We start from the raw sequence: 15970 nt of genomic DNA, 5'->3' as shown, positions 1-15970 counted from the left end.
ATTTTGACCAATTTGAAGATAAATCCGGCATGACTTAATATTAAGGTCGTTGTGGGGTTCTCAGTTAAGGTCAGCTGAATTGGTGGGATATTGGCTATAGGCTGAGTATTTTTAACATTCATTTTCATTGAAACGAGGTGAAATAATGGAGCATGACATTTCAGATGAGCAATCTCTGGCATCGAACAAGATGAACTTTATTATCGCAGTCTGTGCAATACTGATTTCTATTGCTTCGTTTTACGCAACCTACTTGCAGGCTAAATCGGCGGAGCAGCAAGTTAAGGCGATGACCTATCCACTGATTCAGTATTCATCAAGTAACTATGACCCTAATATTGAGCAAAGTGTTCTGAGTTTAAATCTCAGTAATCATGGCGTTGGTCCGGCGATTCTCAAACAAGCCAAGTTCAGGTATGAAGGTAATGATTATCAAACGATCTGGGAATTCTTAAGAGCATGTTGCTTGGCGGAGTTGGAAAAATATGCGTCAGATGAAAACCGTCCCAAAGTGCCGGTTGAAGCGCAAATAATGACCTCTTCAGTATCAAATGTGATTTTACCCATTAATGATAAGATAGAAATTTTTTCGATGCGCCATAATGAATCTAACACCGAACTTTGGAAAAAATTAAATGAGGAGCGGTTTAAGTTGAAAGTGTCTTCTTGCTATTGTTCGTTATTGGATAGTTGTTATATCAGCGAAGGTGTTGGGATAGTTGAGGAGGTAAAAGTCTGCTCGGATTAGTCTGTTGATTTTTCTCAAAAGATAAATTAAGTAACCCATATTATTTATTATTAAGCGGTCTTTTTTGTTGACTTATTTAGATTGATCTTTCAATATTGTCTTATGAACTCGAAACAAACTCAATCACAGCAAATTATTATCATCATTCAAAATGAATGGTGGGTTTGCTAGTGCTTATTTAATTTAGAAAACCCGCCCTGGAGGCGGGTTTTTTATTTCTGCTTCCTGGGCTTTTTAAAACAAAGGAGGCAATATGAAAGATCATCCAATAAAGCAAGAAATCTTTGCTGCCGATAAGGCTATCAACAATAAAGATTTTGATAATATCCCAAATTTTTATACCGAAGATGCTGCTTTGGTCGTTAAGCCTGGCCTTGTGGCAAGCGGTCGAACAGCAATTGCTGAAGCGCATAAAGAAATTTCTAAATACTTCAATGGTAGTTTAGAGGTATCGCAAGGAGACGTGCAGATCATTGAAGCTGGTAATGTGGCGTTAGTACACGCGAAAACCTTTGTGAAATCACAACTTAAGCTTGATTCAAAATTCTCAACAGAACGTGAATCCGTTTATGTATATGTCAGAGATAGCGATGGAAAATGGCGTTGTGCAATCGATAATTCTTATGGCGCAGAGTTATTGCAAGCAAAATGAATAAATAAAACACAAAATGAGTTATTGCTTCAACTCGGTGTTTCCAGGCAATAAGAAAAGCATTTCTTTAGGCGGACATATAGTCCTCTAAAGAAATGCTAGTGCAAAACTATGATCACTTTGATAAAAATTTAATTAACACATTATTGGGTTGTCCCATAGCGGTAATGACCTCATAGTGGTTTTGCCGCTCGAGTATCATGAATTGATTTTCGTATCCTTCTTTTGTCAATTTTTCGGAATAAGTTTTTGATTGTCGAATAAACTCATCGGTTTCGCTTCCTCCCACGGCTATTAATAAAGGTATGGAAGCAATAAGTTTGTTATTAACAGGACTCATTAATTTGACATCTGATGCCGACAAACTCAGGGATTCATTTAAATAGGATTGGCGCAAGGTTGAAAGATCGTAAAGGCCGCTTAACATGATTGCGCCTTGAAACGAAGACTTCATATCCTGGCTCCAATTATGTTCAAGAAGTTTTGCTACCAGTGTAGCGCCAACAGAATGGCCGCTAAGAAAAAGTTGTCTCGGGTCACCGTTGAATTGATTAATATTTTGAAAAATCCAATTAAGCGCACGAATGTTCTGCTCGATAATTTGTGCAACGCTCACGTGCGGCACCAGATCATAGTTCAGCAGAACTACAGTATAGCCTGCTTTGACCAGCGGCCTTGCCAGAAAACTATATTGTCTTTTATCTAATGCTCTAAAGTAGCCGCCATGTATAAAAATAAAAACCGGTGAGTCCGATTTTGTTGACGGGAAAATATCAAGTTTCTGGCCTGCGGTATCGCCGTAACTTAAGTTCCGGCTGTTGCTTAATTTTAGTCGGGTGAAAATGCTACTAATTTCATTGCCTAGCATCTGAACTCGCCCAAATGGATGCCGCTTACGCAGATTGAATTGCTTATCGTAGTCTTTCATGTCGTGTTCTTTCATGTTTAGCTCGGTTTGCTATTCCTACTTAAAAATTGGCTATTTTCATCATTGATAAGGATGTATGAGTAGTCGATTATAGGCAAAACTCGAAATAGAAAAAGACAGTAAACCTAAATGGACCGTTCTATATTTTATAACGATAAACCAGCGTTGAGGCTTTGCGATTGTTTTTCTTCATCATTGTAACCAGAAGTAGTAGAGGTAACTTAAACTCCATAATCAAGACAAACTTCAGTTCTGACATAGTTGATTTAAATGGGTTAACCCAGTAAATTAGTCTGCCAATGAAACGATAAAAATAACCTTTGGAGTTTTGATGAGATTAATAATAGCAATATTCGCCGCCGCTTTCCTCCTTATGGGCTGTGCGCCAGAAGTCGGCAGTAAGGAATGGTGTGAAGATATGAAAAAGAAGTCAAAAGGCGACTGGACTGTTAATGAAGCCAAAGACTTTGCCAAGCATTGTGTTTTTAAAAAGAAAGACTAAAAGAGTATTTAAATAATCTTGTTTGATCGTATCTTTTTAACTGTCTTACGTGAGAAATAGCGTGGTTGCAGGAACAGAAGGTTATGATAGATTTATACCGCTTTTTATCCAGGCAAGTCAGTCACTCGATTTTATCGAGGCCTGTGCGGACTTTATTCCGTTTTTACCGCCCGAGCCTGCAAGAGTTCTAGATATTGGTTCTGGTGCAGGGCAAAACGCATCGGCACTAGCGGAAATGGGGTTTAATGTGACTGCCGTTGAACCTATGCAGGCATTTTTAGATGCGGCCAAAAATACCTATCAAAATGTCCCGGTGCGGTGGTTTAAAGATTGCTTACCTCATCTCGATTGTTTAGCTTGCGAGTCTGATAAGTTTGACTTTATTTTAATCAATAGTGTCTGGCATCATCTCGATGAAATAGAATGCGAGCAGGCCATCCATCGATTATCTACCATAGTAAAAAAGGGCGGAAAATGCGCTATTTCACTAAGAAATGGGCCTGCTGGAATGGGAACCAGAGTATATCCAACGGATGTCGAGTTGACTGTGAGGCAGTTTCAGGAAAATGACTTTGAGTGTTTGCTTATTTTAGAAAACCAGCCAAGCATTCTGAAAAGTAAAGATTCGGTAAAATGGTCGAAAGTTGTTGTTCGAAAGTGTGAGTGATAAGTCTGGAGGCAATAAGCTATGTATGTTAATGCGTATGTGCTCGGTGTTTTCGAAGAAAAAAGGAAAACCGAATGATTACTGGTGAGTGTAATTGCGGAGCAATCGCTTTCGAAATTTCTTGTAAGGTTTCGGATGTATATATTTGCCATTGTTCTATCTGCCGTCGCTCAACTGGTAGTGGCGGAATTGCAGTGGTGGTGATTAATAACAATGACTTTCGATGGCTTCGGGGAAATGATTTGATTAAAACCTGGGACAAACCCGGACATGATTGGCAAACAAGTTTTTGCAAGAGTTGCGGCTCCTCGCTTCCAGGTGCCAATGATGATTTACGCATGTACGTACCGGCTGGTTTGATAACTAATGGTGAAGAGAACTTAAAAGTGGCTCATCATATATGGGTGAGTTCAAAAGCCGCGTGGGACGAGATTGGTGATTCAGGCAAACAGCATCCTGAAGATTTCCAGGGATGAGTTGACGATTGGTTTAACACTGCCTTATAAAGCGTTCGGGCTGAGAAAGTCGAATACTGACAAATTAACTTTATGTTGCTCGAAAATTAAAATAGTTCACTGGAAAATAATAAGAGCCTGCCATTAACATCATGAAAGGCTCCTGAAATTTCACTAGCATCTTAACCGCGAGCTATTCTGGTTGGATGCAAAAGTTGATCAATCTGATTGTTTTGTTTCTTGCGCATCTTCACGAGTACCGCCCATAGGTGTTTTCTCTTCTTCGGCAATGGCAAAAAGACCACCCATTTGCCTGCGGAAGTTATCGGCTGTAGAAAACTCGTTTGAAGTATTTACACCATTACTTGGTACCTGACAGGTGCCAATACGTCTTAGCTCTGTATTGCCCCAAAAAGTAATTCCAAATGTCGACCATGTTTCTACAGTTTCATCCCAGTGTCCCATGCCGCGATCTCTTGGTCCCATAGTTGTTAGATCGAACGTGATTTCATCGTTACCTCGGCCATTCCAAAAAGTTAATTTTACTCTGACAAGATCGCCTTCTTGCGTTGCTGTACCATACCAGCCGCGATAGCTTGAACTTACTACATAATAGCGCTGATGTGAGTCTGCGACACCAGCATAGTAGAAACATAATCGCTGTGTAGCCCACTGACGATGTGATACTGGCCCTAAAATACCGGAATCCTGATCGTTGTAATAGGTTACTGTCCATTCATTCATTACACCGGCGGGTGTACTAATCATATCTGGACCATAAGGGGGTTGAGCGTATAACGAAATACTATACATGGACAAAAATGCTACTAAACTACTAATGAACTTTTTCACTTTGCTCTCCTTTAAATTGAGGTTGCATTCCATACTGCTAGCCTAGCTACTGAAGCTGTGTAAATAGCTTGGGGCACCATTATAGTCGGCATTTTTCCGTGAAAAACGAATTTATTGGAAAGCGAGTTATTTAATTAGAAATTTCAAAAAATAAATCTATTTAAGAAATAAAAATAGCAAATTGTAAAAGTTTAAATCATTTTCTCGCTGTGGGTGGTTAGTGTATTTGAGATAGCCAGATGAAAATCTTAAAAGAAATTTGCTTAACAAAGTCACCAGTTAATTGATCTTTGAAATAAGAATTATAACTGCTGAGATATCTCAGCATTAAGCATTTGATGGCAAGCCAGTCTAAATTAAGTTGTGTTTATGAGATATAGACGGTAGGTTAGAAGATCTGACTTAGAATGAACACTTACGAATAACTAGAATATGACGCAAACTAATAAAATATCGAACCCTGCTTCCGGTTTAGCTATTCTTTTCACCGCTCAAGTGTTAGAGAGGATAGCCTACTATGGAATAAGAAGTATACTCGTTCTCTTTTTAATAAAAGAGGCTGCTGACGGCGGCGGTGGATTGAGTCGAGAGGAGGCGTTTCATCTTTATGGTGTATTCACCGTAGCAGTTTATTTAATGTCGATTGGTGGTGGATTACTATCTGACTTGGTTTTATCGAGATTAAAAGTTGCGACTTTGGGGGTACTAGTTTTCGCCGCTGGTAGCACTATGTTTGCACTTAGCCCGTCTAGTTCAGTGCTATTGAGCTTGTTAGTTATGAGTGCTGGTATCGGACTGTTTAAGCCAACTGCAACATCACTGCTTGCAATCCAATTTTATGATCGCCCGGAAAAATTAGATGGGGTATTTACTACTCATATTTTACTGGTTAACGTATCCGCTTTCATAGCTGCGCTTAGTATTCCCTTCATCGCTGAAACTTATAGTTTTAGCCTTGGTTTTTACATTGCGACGGTGCTACTAATTGCAGCTTGCACAGTCTTATACTTTGGGAAAGATAAAGTAAATTGTACGAGCTTTCTTGAAATACCGGAAAATGTACCTGTTACTAGAGGTATAAAATTTCTCTGCCTGTTTATGTTGTTATCTACTTTATATTGGTTTTCTTATGAATCGATGTATCCGTTTCTATCCGAACTAAAACAGTATTCAAATACTAATTCCTTGAACATGCAGATGGTTGGAACTGCGACCACCATGAGCGTCGGTGTGTTGTGCTGCATCATGTGGTTTGCTATTCGCATTAACTCTTGGTTGAAATTATGCATTGGCTTGCTTTTATACACGCTATTTTGGTTGTTTATTGGGTATGCAAATTCTGGCCAAACGCTAATTGGCTTGGCAACATTGCTCATTTCGGCAGAAATCATCTTTGCTATATCGGAGTTATTTTTTACACCAATACTGATGTCTTTAGTAGCGCGCTATGGTCCCAAAAGATTTATTAGCACTAGTTTCGCATTGTTCGCTTTCGCAGGTGTAGTGAGTAACTATGTAGTTGGAAGCTATGGTGAGCAAAATGAAAGTTCGATACCTTATTTTGTGGCGATTTTTGGTTTTGCAGCAATTGCTATATTGATTTATATGATTATTGCTTCAAAAAAAGAGCCTTCGGATATTGAAGTTGCTAATACCTAAATACAGAAAAACGAAAATAGTATGAAGGCAAAAAAATGAACTTCGAGAAACAATTCTATCAATGGATAAATCAATCACTAACCGGAGAAATTCCTCCTGATGTTAGAGCCTTCAGTTTTAACTTATTTGAAACTGGTGAAAACTTTGGAATTGAACTAATCGGCGCTTCTGAATTCGATAAGCATAATTCTGATTGGGCATGCGAAGAAATATTTGAGCCCAAGCTGAGGCAACTTGCGATTCCTCTATCATATTCTGGAAATTCATGGGAAGAATGTCTGGAAAAGATGAATAAGCTCTGCATTGAGTACTTGAATAGTGGAGAGCCGGGAGCGAATATACTAAATCGCTCGCAAGGTATTGGAATCGGTTTCGTAGATGGCGAGTTAGCGTTGCTCGCAACAAATAATTAGTGGCACGGAAACATTAAATAGTCCGACTATGCCACCACTCTCTAAAACAAGTACAAATAACATCTTCATTAAATTGAGCTTCGAGGAATCCTTCAATTTCAACACGCTGCCCGTTTTCAATGCGCGTAAATTTTGCGGTCCAACGAGCGTATCCAGTAACACCGGAAATTCTTGCCGCCTCAAAACTGAACTCAATATCTTTTTGGCTTTCCTTTGCTCCTTTGGTCCAGTATTGATGAATGGCCTCTTTTCCTGATAAGGGCTGATTAAACGGAGTATCATAATAGGGACAGTCAGCGGTAAATAGCGAAGCAGCGGCATCTGGATTTTGCTCTATCCAGGCTCTTCCGTATCTTGTAAGCCACGCGTTAAAACTTTTATCTGAAAACTTCGATTTGCTCATAGAGATTAGCTCCCAAGTTATACTAGCTAGTCGCCAGGTCAAACAGCTCAAAAAGGTTGTACGGAGCATAAAACTTAAACCTAACTTTAAGTCAAGATGTTTTTAAACTGGTATCATATGAAAGTTAAAAGCCTATCATTATTTGAAAGTACAGAGTTGGATTACATTATGGGAAAGTCGGTAAAATTCTTTACTATTGGGGAAGCTGCAGAGCGCTGTGACATTAACGCGTCGACACTTAGGTACTATGAAAAGCGGAATCTTGTTAGTTCCATTCGCACTCAGGGAAATCAACGTCGCTATCATCATTCTATGCTTCGCCGTATTTCTGTGATTAAAGCCGCCCAAAACTTAGGGTTAACATTAGAAGAAATAGAAGACGCACTTTCAAGTCTTCCAAATAATAGAACCCCGACTAAAAAGGACTGGGAGCGGCTATCTTCGAAATGGAAGAAGATACTAGATGAACGTATCACCCAGATGTTGAGATTAAGGGATAACTTATCGACTTGTATTGGTTGTGGTTGTCTGTCTCTCAAAGTATGTAAACTGGTTAATATGAATGACCATGTGTCCGCTCGTGGCAATGGACCACGCTTTCTGATAGAGGAAAGTCAAGGTGACAATAGCTAGCTATTTCATATTACATTAGTGAATATCCTAAGGCGCTTACTTCTCAGAAATCTCATTTTCAGCTCTGCTCATTGCTTCAATAATATTTGTAAAGTTTTAACTAAATGTTCTAACTCATCTTGAGTATTAAATATATGCGTAGAAAAGCGTAAAATATTTTGCTTGGCCAGTTTTTTCACAATGATATCTCTCAGCTTTAACTCTTTGTATATTTTCTTTACGTCATGATCTTCCAAAATAACTGACGTGATTCCCGATTGTAGAGTTGGATCTTCAGGAGAAATAACTGTTAATCCTGGTAGTGACTTTAGGTGTGTTTTCAGATCATTACTTAGTGAGAGAATATCTTGTTGAACCTGGGCAATTCCCCCCCAATTTTGTTGCATTTCAATGGCCTTACCTAAACCGATGATATTGGCGATATTTCTTGTACCAGTGTTATGGTTGTAGACCCGAAAGCCTGTTTCTAGTTGTATTGACCTTATCTGTTCCTGGATCTCTTTTCGGATATAAAGAAACCCAGTTTCCTTTGGCCCCAACAACCATTTGTGCCCGCTGGTAGCAAAAACGTCTACGCCCATTTCGGCGACATCAACTTTTTGCATACCAGCTGACTGAGCACCATCACATACAAGCAGGATGTTTCGGGGTGTAACTAAATCGGCGATTTGGCGAAGCGGCATGCGTAACCCCGTCACCGTCGATATGTCCATAAAGCTACAGACACGAGTGCGGGAAGTGAGAGATTTTTTTATTTTCTCAATAATTAGTTCTGGTGTGATGTTATGTTTTGGAAATTCGATATTAACCACTTTCACGCCATGATATTTTTCCAAAAACTTCCAACCCGCAAGTCCGCCGTAATGCTCATCTGTAGAAGTGACTATTTCATCGCCAGGCTTTAGCTGTAGCCCACCGGCGATCAAGTTCATTCCTTCGGTTGTATTTCTAGTTAACAGGATTTCTTCTCTATTTGCGTTGATATAATCTGCAATCAGGTTCCGCACATTATCAGCGGTCCGACCGAGTTTTCCCCAGTTATTTTCTACGGGATTTTGTTCAAGCAGTTGAGTGACTTCATTGACTGTATTCAAGACAATTTGCGGAGTGGGGCCAAGACTACCTGTATTAAAATAAGATAAACCGGGTTGCAACATCAAGTGGTCTTTAATTCGGTATGTCTTATGAGGTTCTTTTAAGTTGTTGGAAATGCTTGGATTCTGGTTGCTAGCAGATGAGGCTGGGAGTCCCAGACTAACACCCAAAGCGCTGTAGGAGATATTGCGTATAAAATTTCTTCTATTGAGTTTATTTTTTAGCTTTGTCATTGTCAGTTAACCCCACATAATCACATATTAAATGGAATTAAAAACAATCGTTGGTCAATAGTCCAATAATAAAAAAAACTGTCGAATTATAGCGTCAATAGTAAGAGATATCTGAGTTATCGCAGATAAAAATAACAAAAAAACTGAGAACTCTCAGTTTTTTTGTTTATTACATGAAATGACTAATTCAATTACTTTTCACCATAATTTTACAGTGCACCAAGAATCGAGCCTGCGATTGGTACTGCTATTTTGGCGACACTTGTAATTGTATCAAAGATACCACTCACGTCATTATCGGCTAATCGCTGGTTCTTTTCGTCAGAAAGTTCCTGATAAATCTCGTATCCTGACTTGGCGACAACAGGCAATACTTTTTTAGCGATATTAAAAATATTACCCCACGGAACATTCAATGCGTTTAGATCTGACAATACTGATTGATCGATATCTCCGATAACAGCAGACTCTGGGCCAACAATTAATGGAATCGTTAAGCCGGTGCTCAAATCCGCTGAATCGCGAGTTGGTGTAAGGAAACCATCAACGACTCTTAAGCCCAAATTTTCTCCTGTGCTAGCGCTGCCTCCCGACTTGTAGTTTGAACCGAAAATAGGGAAGAAATCTAACGTTTTATGTTGCTGAGGAGCATTTGGTGAACTTGCTTTCACCAACAATCTTTGAGAAGCTTTTCCGTGGCATTTTCCTGCCATTGCAATTACTTGTGCACTTGAACCAATAACAGATGGATTAGCAACGATACTGCCTGATAATAATCTCTCATTATCAACTTTCTTTTCACTTGAGTTTCGGGTGTCCAAGAAGTTTGAAGAAATTAATAAACCGCCATTTGAGTGTTCCTGTAAATTGAATAGTACAGGAGCGCTTACGAAAGGGTTGGCGAGAATTGTGTTAATGTCTTTTTGCTGTTGAGTTTCGACTGTTGTTTCCATTACTAAACCTCTTTAATTAAAATGACTTGTGATAATTGGTAATTCACTTATCGTTGATCATTAAAGAACATCTGCCTGCACTCAGTTCTGAGTTTTTAGAAATTATTTTTGTGTCACACAAATGTAATATTTTTGCGTTACTGGTTGAGAAAAACACAACCATATGTTTCAATTTCTAAATTTCTGAACATCGTATTAAGCAATCCAGAAAGTCAACAGGCAAGATAATAGAATAGTGTTTTTATAAATCAATATGTAATTCGTTTTTTCTCTTTTTTATCTCTTTATTTTTCATATTTTATCTCTTTATTTTGTAGAATTAATTATCTCGTTTTTATTTCATTTAAGTTTACTTAAAAAATAAAATGACCCTACAGAAAGTAGGGTGGTTTGAATATTGATAAGTTGGTTTTTTGCAGTAAGTTTGAAAGGCTGAAAATAGCAGGTTTAGATTTATTTGAGTGTCAATGTCTTCAGTGAGTTTTGCAATGGAGGATGTTTCGATATCTAAAAAAGATAATTGTGTGAGTGCGGTGTTGTTTGTCAGCTTCGCGTCATAAATGAGTTACTATGAAAGTGAAGCTGATTATACTCGTGAGATTATTCTTGAAATATTATAAATATTGTTAGACTTTGTAGGTGAGCACACAAATAGACTCATATTGATTGGATAAAGACCATTGAGATGAAGCGTCAGTTTCAATAAAGCGAATTAAATCAGGTATTTTATCAGTATGATCGTACCATTCACTTTGGCAACTCAACTTTTCATTCATATCCGAAACTAAAAACCTAAGTTGAAGCTCTAATTGATAAATCTCACTTTGCTGTTGTGGATCTGTCGGGTCAAAAATGATTGCTTGACGAGTTAATGTCCAGTAAAAAAAATCACCTTCTCCTCAGTTATAGGCACCGCTTTGAACTATCAGCATATCTCCATCATCTTCAAAGCCTTCTGCATTTTCTACCCTGATTTCTTTATATTGTGAGTAAAATAGCTCAATGACCTGGCGTTGACTATGGTCGAGATTAATTGCTTTGTCGAGTTCGGTTTTTAGTTCATCAAGTGTTCTTGTTATCATATTTTTTATTCGAGCTTAGATCTGGATTTAATGGGGAGAGATTATTTTAGTTAATCAAGAAAAAATTAATACTAATGCTGTCTCAATTTTCGGATAGGGTGGATAGTTTGCGAACTGTGAAAATGAATAGTCTACTTGCAAAGCTTCTCAGGAGTGAGAACATAATTACAACTTATTTCATATTAATCAGCTAGTTGAATTGACAAAAAATATGATAGAAAGCATTTTTAGCGTTTGAGATTTAGTCAAAGCGAAAGAGGGAGAATCCGCCTTCAACCTGGGGGACTAGTAAGAGCTTTTTATCAGGTAAATATTGTAAATCTATCCCATTAAGCTCCTTCTTTGATAAGGGTTGAGAAATGCCGTTCTTTTGAATATGCCAAATTCGAGAATCTTCAATTAAAGTAACTAAAAAACCATTGTTCCCATCACTTGTAATACCATCGAATTTTTTTAGCGTTTTATCCGGTCGGAGTATATCAACAACTGGTTTACCTGATTCGATATTGAATGCATTCCAATGAAGCCCACCATGATATAGCACGCCATTACTTATAAATAAGCCATTGGCAAACTTGAGCAGCTCAGGCGCTTTAACCCAGAATTCTAATTGATTATCTAACAGGCGATAAATAGTTTGACTGGCACTCCCTGAAACATAGACGATTCCATCTCGAGATATTGCTACGTCATTGAGTACTGGCTTGGATTTCGCATCTGGTGCGTCAAATCGTTGGATGATTTTTCCGTTTGTCAGGTTAATGGCCACAAGTGCATCATAGTCAGCTACATATAGAGTATCAGCAAGTACTGCGAGTCCTGTAGGGCTATTGAGTCCTTTTAACCATTTTAGTTCAATAGATTGGCCGTCCAGACTGACGCGAGAAATAAAACCGTTGCCATCTTTTGCATACTCATTCACATTCGAAATATAAATCACCTGGCGCTTGTCATCAAAAGCTGCAGATTCAGGCATACTAAAGGTATTTTTAACTGACCATAGAAGCTCAAGCCCGGCGCTTAGCGTGGTGCTTGGATAGATAAGGAACAATAAGAGTGATAAGGATAGTTTCGTCATATGGCACCTGAAGAACATTATATCAGTGTTGTTTCTGGCAAATAGTCATAGTGTTCAATCAAATTAAAAAATAAATCTCATTGAAATACAAGGCCGAATGACAAAATAGCTATTTTATGGCTTACTAGAGAGCATAAATTGACTTGTACAGAAACCGTTGATAAGAAAGGAAATTGATTGATGATTAAGAAAAATACCGGCTCATGTCTTTGTGGTGAAGTTGCATTCGAAGTCAAAGGAGAGTTTGAAAGTTTTTATCTTTGCCATTGTGAGCGGTGCCGTAAGAGTACAGGTACAGCGCATGCCGCTAACCTGTTTTCCACAAGAGCTAAATTAAATTGGCTCGCCGGAGAAAATAAAGTTAAATCCTTTCAAGTGCCTGATACGCGGCATGCTAAGTGTTTTTGTAGTGATTGTGGCTCAGCACTTCCAAGTGTGCAAATGGAAGGTAAGTTATTAGTGATTCCTGCGGGCAGTCTTGACAGTGATTTTTCGATAAAGCCGAATGCGCATATATTTGTATCGAGCAAAGCAGGATGGGATGAAGAGTTGGAGAATGTGGTTAAGTTGGAGCGGTTACCTTCTTGAGTTTTTGTATTGCTATTTGCATCACGATATAGGAAATAAGTGCTGAGAGAAGTTGTGTTGTAGAGTATTTTATATAATTTCGAGTTAGACATATCAATATCGAGAACTAATATTTGTGATGAAACTTGGTATCTGATGATGCTTGAAAGGCATGGAATAGAGTACTGACATACGCATTCAGAATTCTGACCACACCCTCAAAGCAATATTGATATCGCAGATATTAAAATGCCGGATATACTTTTCGATTCTTGCAGAAAGGAGAAAATAATTATGAAATTGGGTTTCGTTGTTATTTATGTAGAAGATGTAAAAGGATTATTAGAGTTTTATCAAAAAGCTTTTGACCTAAAAGTTCGGTTTGAGTACGAGGAAGGTGGTGTGCTTTTATATGGCGAAATGGAGACAGAAGGTGCAGTATTAGGTTTTGCATCTCATGAAATGGGGAAAATGAACTTGGGTGTTGATTACCAGAAAACAAGTTTAAATGAAAAACCTTTTGGTCAAGAGATTGTCTTTGTAACAGATGACGTTCAAGGGGCATACGAAAAAGCGATTAAGTCAGGAGCTACTTCTGTTGCAGAACCATTGAGAAAACCTTGGGGACAAACCGTTGCTTTTATTAGAGATATAGAAGGGGGGTTAATTGAGCTTTGTACGCCAATGAATGAATAGCAAGAAGGTCAAATAAGGTGTAGTACCATTATTTGAATAAATCTTAACTTGAACTGTCAGATATGATTTTTAGGTTTTGATCAAATCTGACAGTCGCTTATGTGCCAATTACGGACCTTCAAAAAAACTTGAATGATTGTATGCCTAGATTTGCTAGTGGACATTTAATAGCCCCTTGTTGATGGATGGCTAGGTGCTATTACTGCCTGATGTGAGGAAGAGTCTAAACGATCATTTTGTACTATAACGAGAACGGCTATCAATCCGCCCTCGCGTTACTGAATAGTTACATAAAAGCAATGTTGGATGCACTCATACGTGATACCCTAGACATCATCGCTGTCGCTGCCCTAATTACTATTGCAGTTATTATTTGTTATTACTAACTTGATTTTTGCGTCTCCATGGTTCAATAGGTTGAGCAAAATATCTCCACCAAACGTACCGCCATGGAATTAAAATCATTAATATACAAATTCCAATTATCGATGATTTTGCATTTACGATGGCCGGAATCTCCTGACCTGCCAGCCATGGTGGTAATGCGACAACAACTAGCCAGACTGTTTTCCAAGCAATTTCATAAATCATAATAGGTAGAAACGCCAAGGGACGAAAGACACCTCCAATAGCCAATACAGCAAGCGTGAATAACATCGCGTGTCCTAGCCCTCTCCAATTACTCCATTCAGAAGCTCCCTCTAAAATATAATTCAATTGCTTTGAGCCCAGAACTATCACCATTGCAGCAAAAATTATTCGAAGCCCCCATGTTTTCCACAGTGGCACGGGTGGGGCGATGTTTTGTATTGAATCATACTCATTATTATCTCTACTTGTATCAACGCCTTCGTTATCAATGACAGACTTATTTTGCATAGCCATACCTTAGTTTTCTAAATTTCGCCTCAATACTGCCATGCGTTAGGGTTTAAGGAGCATCGAATTTGAAAATCGATGCACGAAAAAAACAATAAATAAGAAGATTATCGAAAAAGAACAGAATTAATGTAAAATCACTGTAGAAATAGAAGGGAGTTAAAATTGGATCTGCTAAAAATTGCGCAATTGTTCACTGTTTTACTAAGTCTGTCATTAGCCATCATTCATTATCGCCTTCGAGAAAAGCATGTTTTGCATTTAGCTTTCGCAATTTTTTGTGCATCTTCGTCTATGCATATTGCAGGTAAATTGACAGGCGACTATTGGGCCCCCTATCACCACCTGATCGGTACACTGGGTTTTGCCACCTGTAGTGGATACTGGCTATTTTCGCGTGCATTTTTCCGTAAAGCCAATCCTATCAATCGCCATCATCTCCTTTTCGTTGGTTTACTAGGGGCATGCTTGATATTACGACACCTTTTACGTTTTTCTGAAAAAATGTGGCTGGTAGATACAGACTGGATCCCTACGCTAGCGACCGTTTTATCCGAAGCCATTGCAATATTATCTTCAGGTATGCTCATTCTTGCATTTTGGGAAGGCTACCGAGTGTTGCAGAGCGCAACAGCAACACAACGTAAAATAACCACTATTTACCTGTCATCATTCATGATTAGTGTTGTCAGTGTCATGTTAATTGCCGCTGCTCTTACACCTGACTTATTAGCTGGTACAGGACGAGACTGGCTTGTAGTTTTCGCTTATATATTGATATTAACCAGCACTCATGGGCTGATTCGATATCGCCAACAGCAGCTTAACCAAAAAGAGAAAAGTACGGGTTCAACCATTCATGAAGAAAGCATACTCGCTCATCAAATCCATGCGCTGTTGGTTGAGGAAAAATGCTTTTTGGAGTCGAGTTTGCGCGTAGCCGATATTGCTCGCGAGTTAGACGTTCCCGAGTATCGTATTCGCGCTATTATGCTCAATCATTTCAATGCTAAAAACTTTAATCACTACGTTAACCAGATGCGTATTGAATACGCTAAAACCATATTAAGTGCACCTGATAAACACGACTGGCCCGTACTTGTTGTTGGGATTGAAAGTGGTTTTGCTTCTGCCGCACCTTTTACACGCGCGTTTAAGGAGTTTGCTGGTTGCACCCCTGGGCAGTATCGCAAACAACAATTGGCAACTTAGTAGTTCATTTAATCGAGAGTTGTTAGAAGAACAGTGAAAATAAACAGTGCTGATTCGAAAACAACTTATACGCGTTGAGTTGCCTACTTTATTTCGCTAGAGACGAACGTACTTGCTGGAGTTGTCCTTAAACACCTTAGTATGTGGTGTGCGATCAAATTAAAGTCATGAACAAAGCCTTCAACATAATCTTGTCCTTCCATATAGTGGAGTGCTAGGTTTGTCATAGAAGAAGCGCTTTCGCGGTAGAAATGTTTTGTAAT

General features: G+C 38.7%; 20 protein-coding genes. 11 read left to right on the top strand and 9 right to left on the bottom strand.

What is annotated here, in order from left to right:
* The first annotated feature begins 145 nt into the window (after nt 1-145).
* Complete coding sequence (locus FLL46_RS06835; RefSeq protein ID WP_142892745.1) at nt 146-748, top strand: hypothetical protein; 603 nt, start codon at nt 146-148, stop codon at nt 746-748.
* A 253-nt stretch (nt 749-1001) separates the two neighbouring features.
* Nucleotides 1002-1400: a YybH family protein gene (locus FLL46_RS06830; RefSeq protein ID WP_142892744.1), complete on the top strand. Its 399-nt coding sequence runs from the start codon at nt 1002-1004 to the stop codon at nt 1398-1400.
* Nucleotides 1401-1515: 115 nt separating this feature from the next.
* On the opposite strand, the gene FLL46_RS06825 is transcribed toward FLL46_RS06830, so the two are convergent.
* Nucleotides 1516-2343 carry an alpha/beta hydrolase gene (locus tag FLL46_RS06825; RefSeq protein ID WP_142892743.1) on the bottom strand — a complete coding sequence of 276 codons (828 nt, stop codon included), beginning with the start codon at nt 2341-2343 and terminating at the stop codon, nt 1516-1518.
* Between the two features lie 316 nt (nt 2344-2659).
* On the opposite strand from FLL46_RS06825, the gene FLL46_RS06820 reads away from it, so the two are divergent.
* From FLL46_RS06820 to FLL46_RS06810, 3 genes are all read left to right on the top strand, one after another.
* Nucleotides 2660-2830, top strand: coding sequence for a DUF3012 domain-containing protein (locus FLL46_RS06820; RefSeq protein ID WP_142892742.1), 171 nt, complete (start codon nt 2660-2662; stop codon nt 2828-2830).
* A 61-nt stretch (nt 2831-2891) separates the two neighbouring features.
* Nucleotides 2892-3497, top strand: a complete 606-nt coding sequence (locus tag FLL46_RS06815; protein WP_142892741.1) for a class I SAM-dependent methyltransferase — start codon at nt 2892-2894, stop codon at nt 3495-3497.
* A 74-nt stretch (nt 3498-3571) separates the two neighbouring features.
* Complete coding sequence (locus FLL46_RS06810; RefSeq protein WP_142892740.1) at nt 3572-3973, top strand: GFA family protein; 402 nt, start codon at nt 3572-3574, stop codon at nt 3971-3973.
* A 198-nt stretch (nt 3974-4171) separates the two neighbouring features.
* Here FLL46_RS06810 and FLL46_RS06805 read toward each other — a convergent pair whose 3' ends face one another.
* A complete protein-coding gene (locus FLL46_RS06805) occupies nt 4172-4720 on the bottom strand; it encodes a hypothetical protein (RefSeq protein WP_142892739.1) in 549 nt (182 codons plus the stop codon).
* A gap of 516 nt (nt 4721-5236) precedes the next feature.
* Between FLL46_RS06805 and FLL46_RS06800 the strand changes: the two genes are divergently transcribed.
* Together FLL46_RS06800 and FLL46_RS06795 are read left to right on the top strand one after the other, a co-directional pair.
* Nucleotides 5237-6463 carry a peptide MFS transporter gene (locus tag FLL46_RS06800; RefSeq protein ID WP_142892738.1) on the top strand — a complete coding sequence of 409 codons (1227 nt, stop codon included), beginning with the start codon at nt 5237-5239 and terminating at the stop codon, nt 6461-6463.
* 35 nt (nt 6464-6498) lie between these two features.
* Complete coding sequence (locus tag FLL46_RS06795) at nt 6499-6876, top strand: hypothetical protein (protein ID WP_142892737.1); 378 nt, start codon at nt 6499-6501, stop codon at nt 6874-6876.
* Between the two features lie 13 nt (nt 6877-6889).
* Here FLL46_RS06795 and FLL46_RS06790 read toward each other — a convergent pair whose 3' ends face one another.
* On the bottom strand, nt 6890-7279 hold the full coding sequence (locus tag FLL46_RS06790) for a nuclear transport factor 2 family protein (RefSeq protein WP_168204076.1): 390 nt from the start codon (nt 7277-7279) through the stop codon (nt 6890-6892).
* 117 nt (nt 7280-7396) lie between these two features.
* Between FLL46_RS06790 and soxR the strand changes: the two genes are divergently transcribed.
* Nucleotides 7397-7912 (top strand): redox-sensitive transcriptional activator SoxR, encoded by a 516-nt coding sequence (gene soxR / locus FLL46_RS06785; RefSeq protein WP_246119281.1) that lies wholly within the window; start codon nt 7397-7399, stop codon nt 7910-7912.
* 68 nt (nt 7913-7980) lie between these two features.
* Here the strand turns inward: soxR and FLL46_RS06780 are convergent, their stop codons facing one another.
* The 5 genes from FLL46_RS06780 to FLL46_RS06765 form a co-directional block, all read right to left on the bottom strand.
* Nucleotides 7981-9240 carry an aminotransferase class V-fold PLP-dependent enzyme gene (locus tag FLL46_RS06780; protein ID WP_142892735.1) on the bottom strand — a complete coding sequence of 420 codons (1260 nt, stop codon included), beginning with the start codon at nt 9238-9240 and terminating at the stop codon, nt 7981-7983.
* A 209-nt stretch (nt 9241-9449) separates the two neighbouring features.
* Complete coding sequence (locus FLL46_RS06775; RefSeq protein ID WP_142892734.1) at nt 9450-10193, bottom strand: hypothetical protein; 744 nt, start codon at nt 10191-10193, stop codon at nt 9450-9452.
* Nucleotides 10194-10819: 626 nt separating this feature from the next.
* Nucleotides 10820-10969 carry a hypothetical protein gene (locus FLL46_RS26920; protein ID WP_168204075.1) on the bottom strand — a complete coding sequence of 50 codons (150 nt, stop codon included), beginning with the start codon at nt 10967-10969 and terminating at the stop codon, nt 10820-10822.
* Nucleotides 10970-11092: 123 nt separating this feature from the next.
* Complete coding sequence (locus FLL46_RS06770; protein WP_142892733.1) at nt 11093-11275, bottom strand: hypothetical protein; 183 nt, start codon at nt 11273-11275, stop codon at nt 11093-11095.
* 241 nt (nt 11276-11516) lie between these two features.
* Nucleotides 11517-12353 (bottom strand): SMP-30/gluconolactonase/LRE family protein, encoded by an 837-nt coding sequence (locus tag FLL46_RS06765; RefSeq protein WP_142892732.1) that lies wholly within the window; start codon nt 12351-12353, stop codon nt 11517-11519.
* Between the two features lie 180 nt (nt 12354-12533).
* Here FLL46_RS06765 and FLL46_RS06760 point away from each other — a divergent pair, with 180 nt between their 5' ends.
* The gene (locus tag FLL46_RS06760) at nt 12534-12941 is read left to right on the top strand and encodes a GFA family protein (protein WP_142892731.1); all 408 of its coding nucleotides are present in this window, start codon (nt 12534-12536) and stop codon (nt 12939-12941) included.
* Between the two features lie 273 nt (nt 12942-13214).
* Entirely contained in the window at nt 13215-13616 is a 402-nt protein-coding gene (locus FLL46_RS06755; RefSeq protein WP_142892730.1) for a VOC family protein, read from the top strand.
* Between the two features lie 369 nt (nt 13617-13985).
* On the opposite strand, the gene FLL46_RS06750 is transcribed toward FLL46_RS06755, so the two are convergent.
* Nucleotides 13986-14495 (bottom strand): hypothetical protein, encoded by a 510-nt coding sequence (locus FLL46_RS06750; protein ID WP_142892729.1) that lies wholly within the window; start codon nt 14493-14495, stop codon nt 13986-13988.
* Nucleotides 14496-14660: 165 nt separating this feature from the next.
* Between FLL46_RS06750 and FLL46_RS06745 the strand changes: the two genes are divergently transcribed.
* On the top strand, nt 14661-15707 hold the full coding sequence (locus FLL46_RS06745) for a helix-turn-helix domain-containing protein (RefSeq protein ID WP_142892728.1): 1047 nt from the start codon (nt 14661-14663) through the stop codon (nt 15705-15707).
* The last annotated feature ends 263 nt before the right edge of the window (nt 15708-15970 follow it).

Source organism: Aliikangiella coralliicola, assembly GCF_007004725.1.
Taxonomy (GTDB): domain Bacteria; phylum Pseudomonadota; class Gammaproteobacteria; order Enterobacterales; family Kangiellaceae; genus Aliikangiella; species Aliikangiella coralliicola.
The sequence above is the reverse complement of the archived record's forward strand: the minus strand, read 5'-3'. Positions and strand labels throughout refer to the sequence as shown.

Coding starts and splice junctions, on each gene's coding strand:
- FLL46_RS06835 (WP_142892745.1), top strand. CDS start 146: ATGGAGCATGACATTTCAGATGAGCAATCTCTGGCATCGAACAAGATG.
- FLL46_RS06830 (WP_142892744.1), top strand. CDS start 1,002: ATGAAAGATCATCCAATAAAGCAAGAAATCTTTGCTGCCGATAAGGCT.
- FLL46_RS06825 (WP_142892743.1), bottom strand. CDS start 2,343: ATGAAAGAACACGACATGAAAGACTACGATAAGCAATTCAATCTGCGT.
- FLL46_RS06820 (WP_142892742.1), top strand. CDS start 2,660: ATGAGATTAATAATAGCAATATTCGCCGCCGCTTTCCTCCTTATGGGC.
- FLL46_RS06810 (WP_142892740.1), top strand. CDS start 3,572: ATGATTACTGGTGAGTGTAATTGCGGAGCAATCGCTTTCGAAATTTCT.
- FLL46_RS06805 (WP_142892739.1), bottom strand. CDS start 4,720: ATGATTAGTACACCCGCCGGTGTAATGAATGAATGGACAGTAACCTAT.
- FLL46_RS06800 (WP_142892738.1), top strand. CDS start 5,237: ATGACGCAAACTAATAAAATATCGAACCCTGCTTCCGGTTTAGCTATT.
- FLL46_RS06795 (WP_142892737.1), top strand. CDS start 6,499: ATGAACTTCGAGAAACAATTCTATCAATGGATAAATCAATCACTAACC.
- FLL46_RS06790 (WP_168204076.1), bottom strand. CDS start 7,279: ATGAGCAAATCGAAGTTTTCAGATAAAAGTTTTAACGCGTGGCTTACA.
- soxR (WP_246119281.1), top strand. CDS start 7,397: ATGAAAGTTAAAAGCCTATCATTATTTGAAAGTACAGAGTTGGATTAC.
- FLL46_RS06780 (WP_142892735.1), bottom strand. CDS start 9,240: ATGACAAAGCTAAAAAATAAACTCAATAGAAGAAATTTTATACGCAAT.
- FLL46_RS06775 (WP_142892734.1), bottom strand. CDS start 10,193: ATGGAAACAACAGTCGAAACTCAACAGCAAAAAGACATTAACACAATT.
- FLL46_RS26920 (WP_168204075.1), bottom strand. CDS start 10,969: ATGAATGAAAAGTTGAGTTGCCAAAGTGAATGGTACGATCATACTGAT.
- FLL46_RS06770 (WP_142892733.1), bottom strand. CDS start 11,275: ATGATAACAAGAACACTTGATGAACTAAAAACCGAACTCGACAAAGCA.
- FLL46_RS06765 (WP_142892732.1), bottom strand. CDS start 12,353: ATGACGAAACTATCCTTATCACTCTTATTGTTCCTTATCTATCCAAGC.
- FLL46_RS06760 (WP_142892731.1), top strand. CDS start 12,534: ATGATTAAGAAAAATACCGGCTCATGTCTTTGTGGTGAAGTTGCATTC.
- FLL46_RS06755 (WP_142892730.1), top strand. CDS start 13,215: ATGAAATTGGGTTTCGTTGTTATTTATGTAGAAGATGTAAAAGGATTA.
- FLL46_RS06750 (WP_142892729.1), bottom strand. CDS start 14,495: ATGCAAAATAAGTCTGTCATTGATAACGAAGGCGTTGATACAAGTAGA.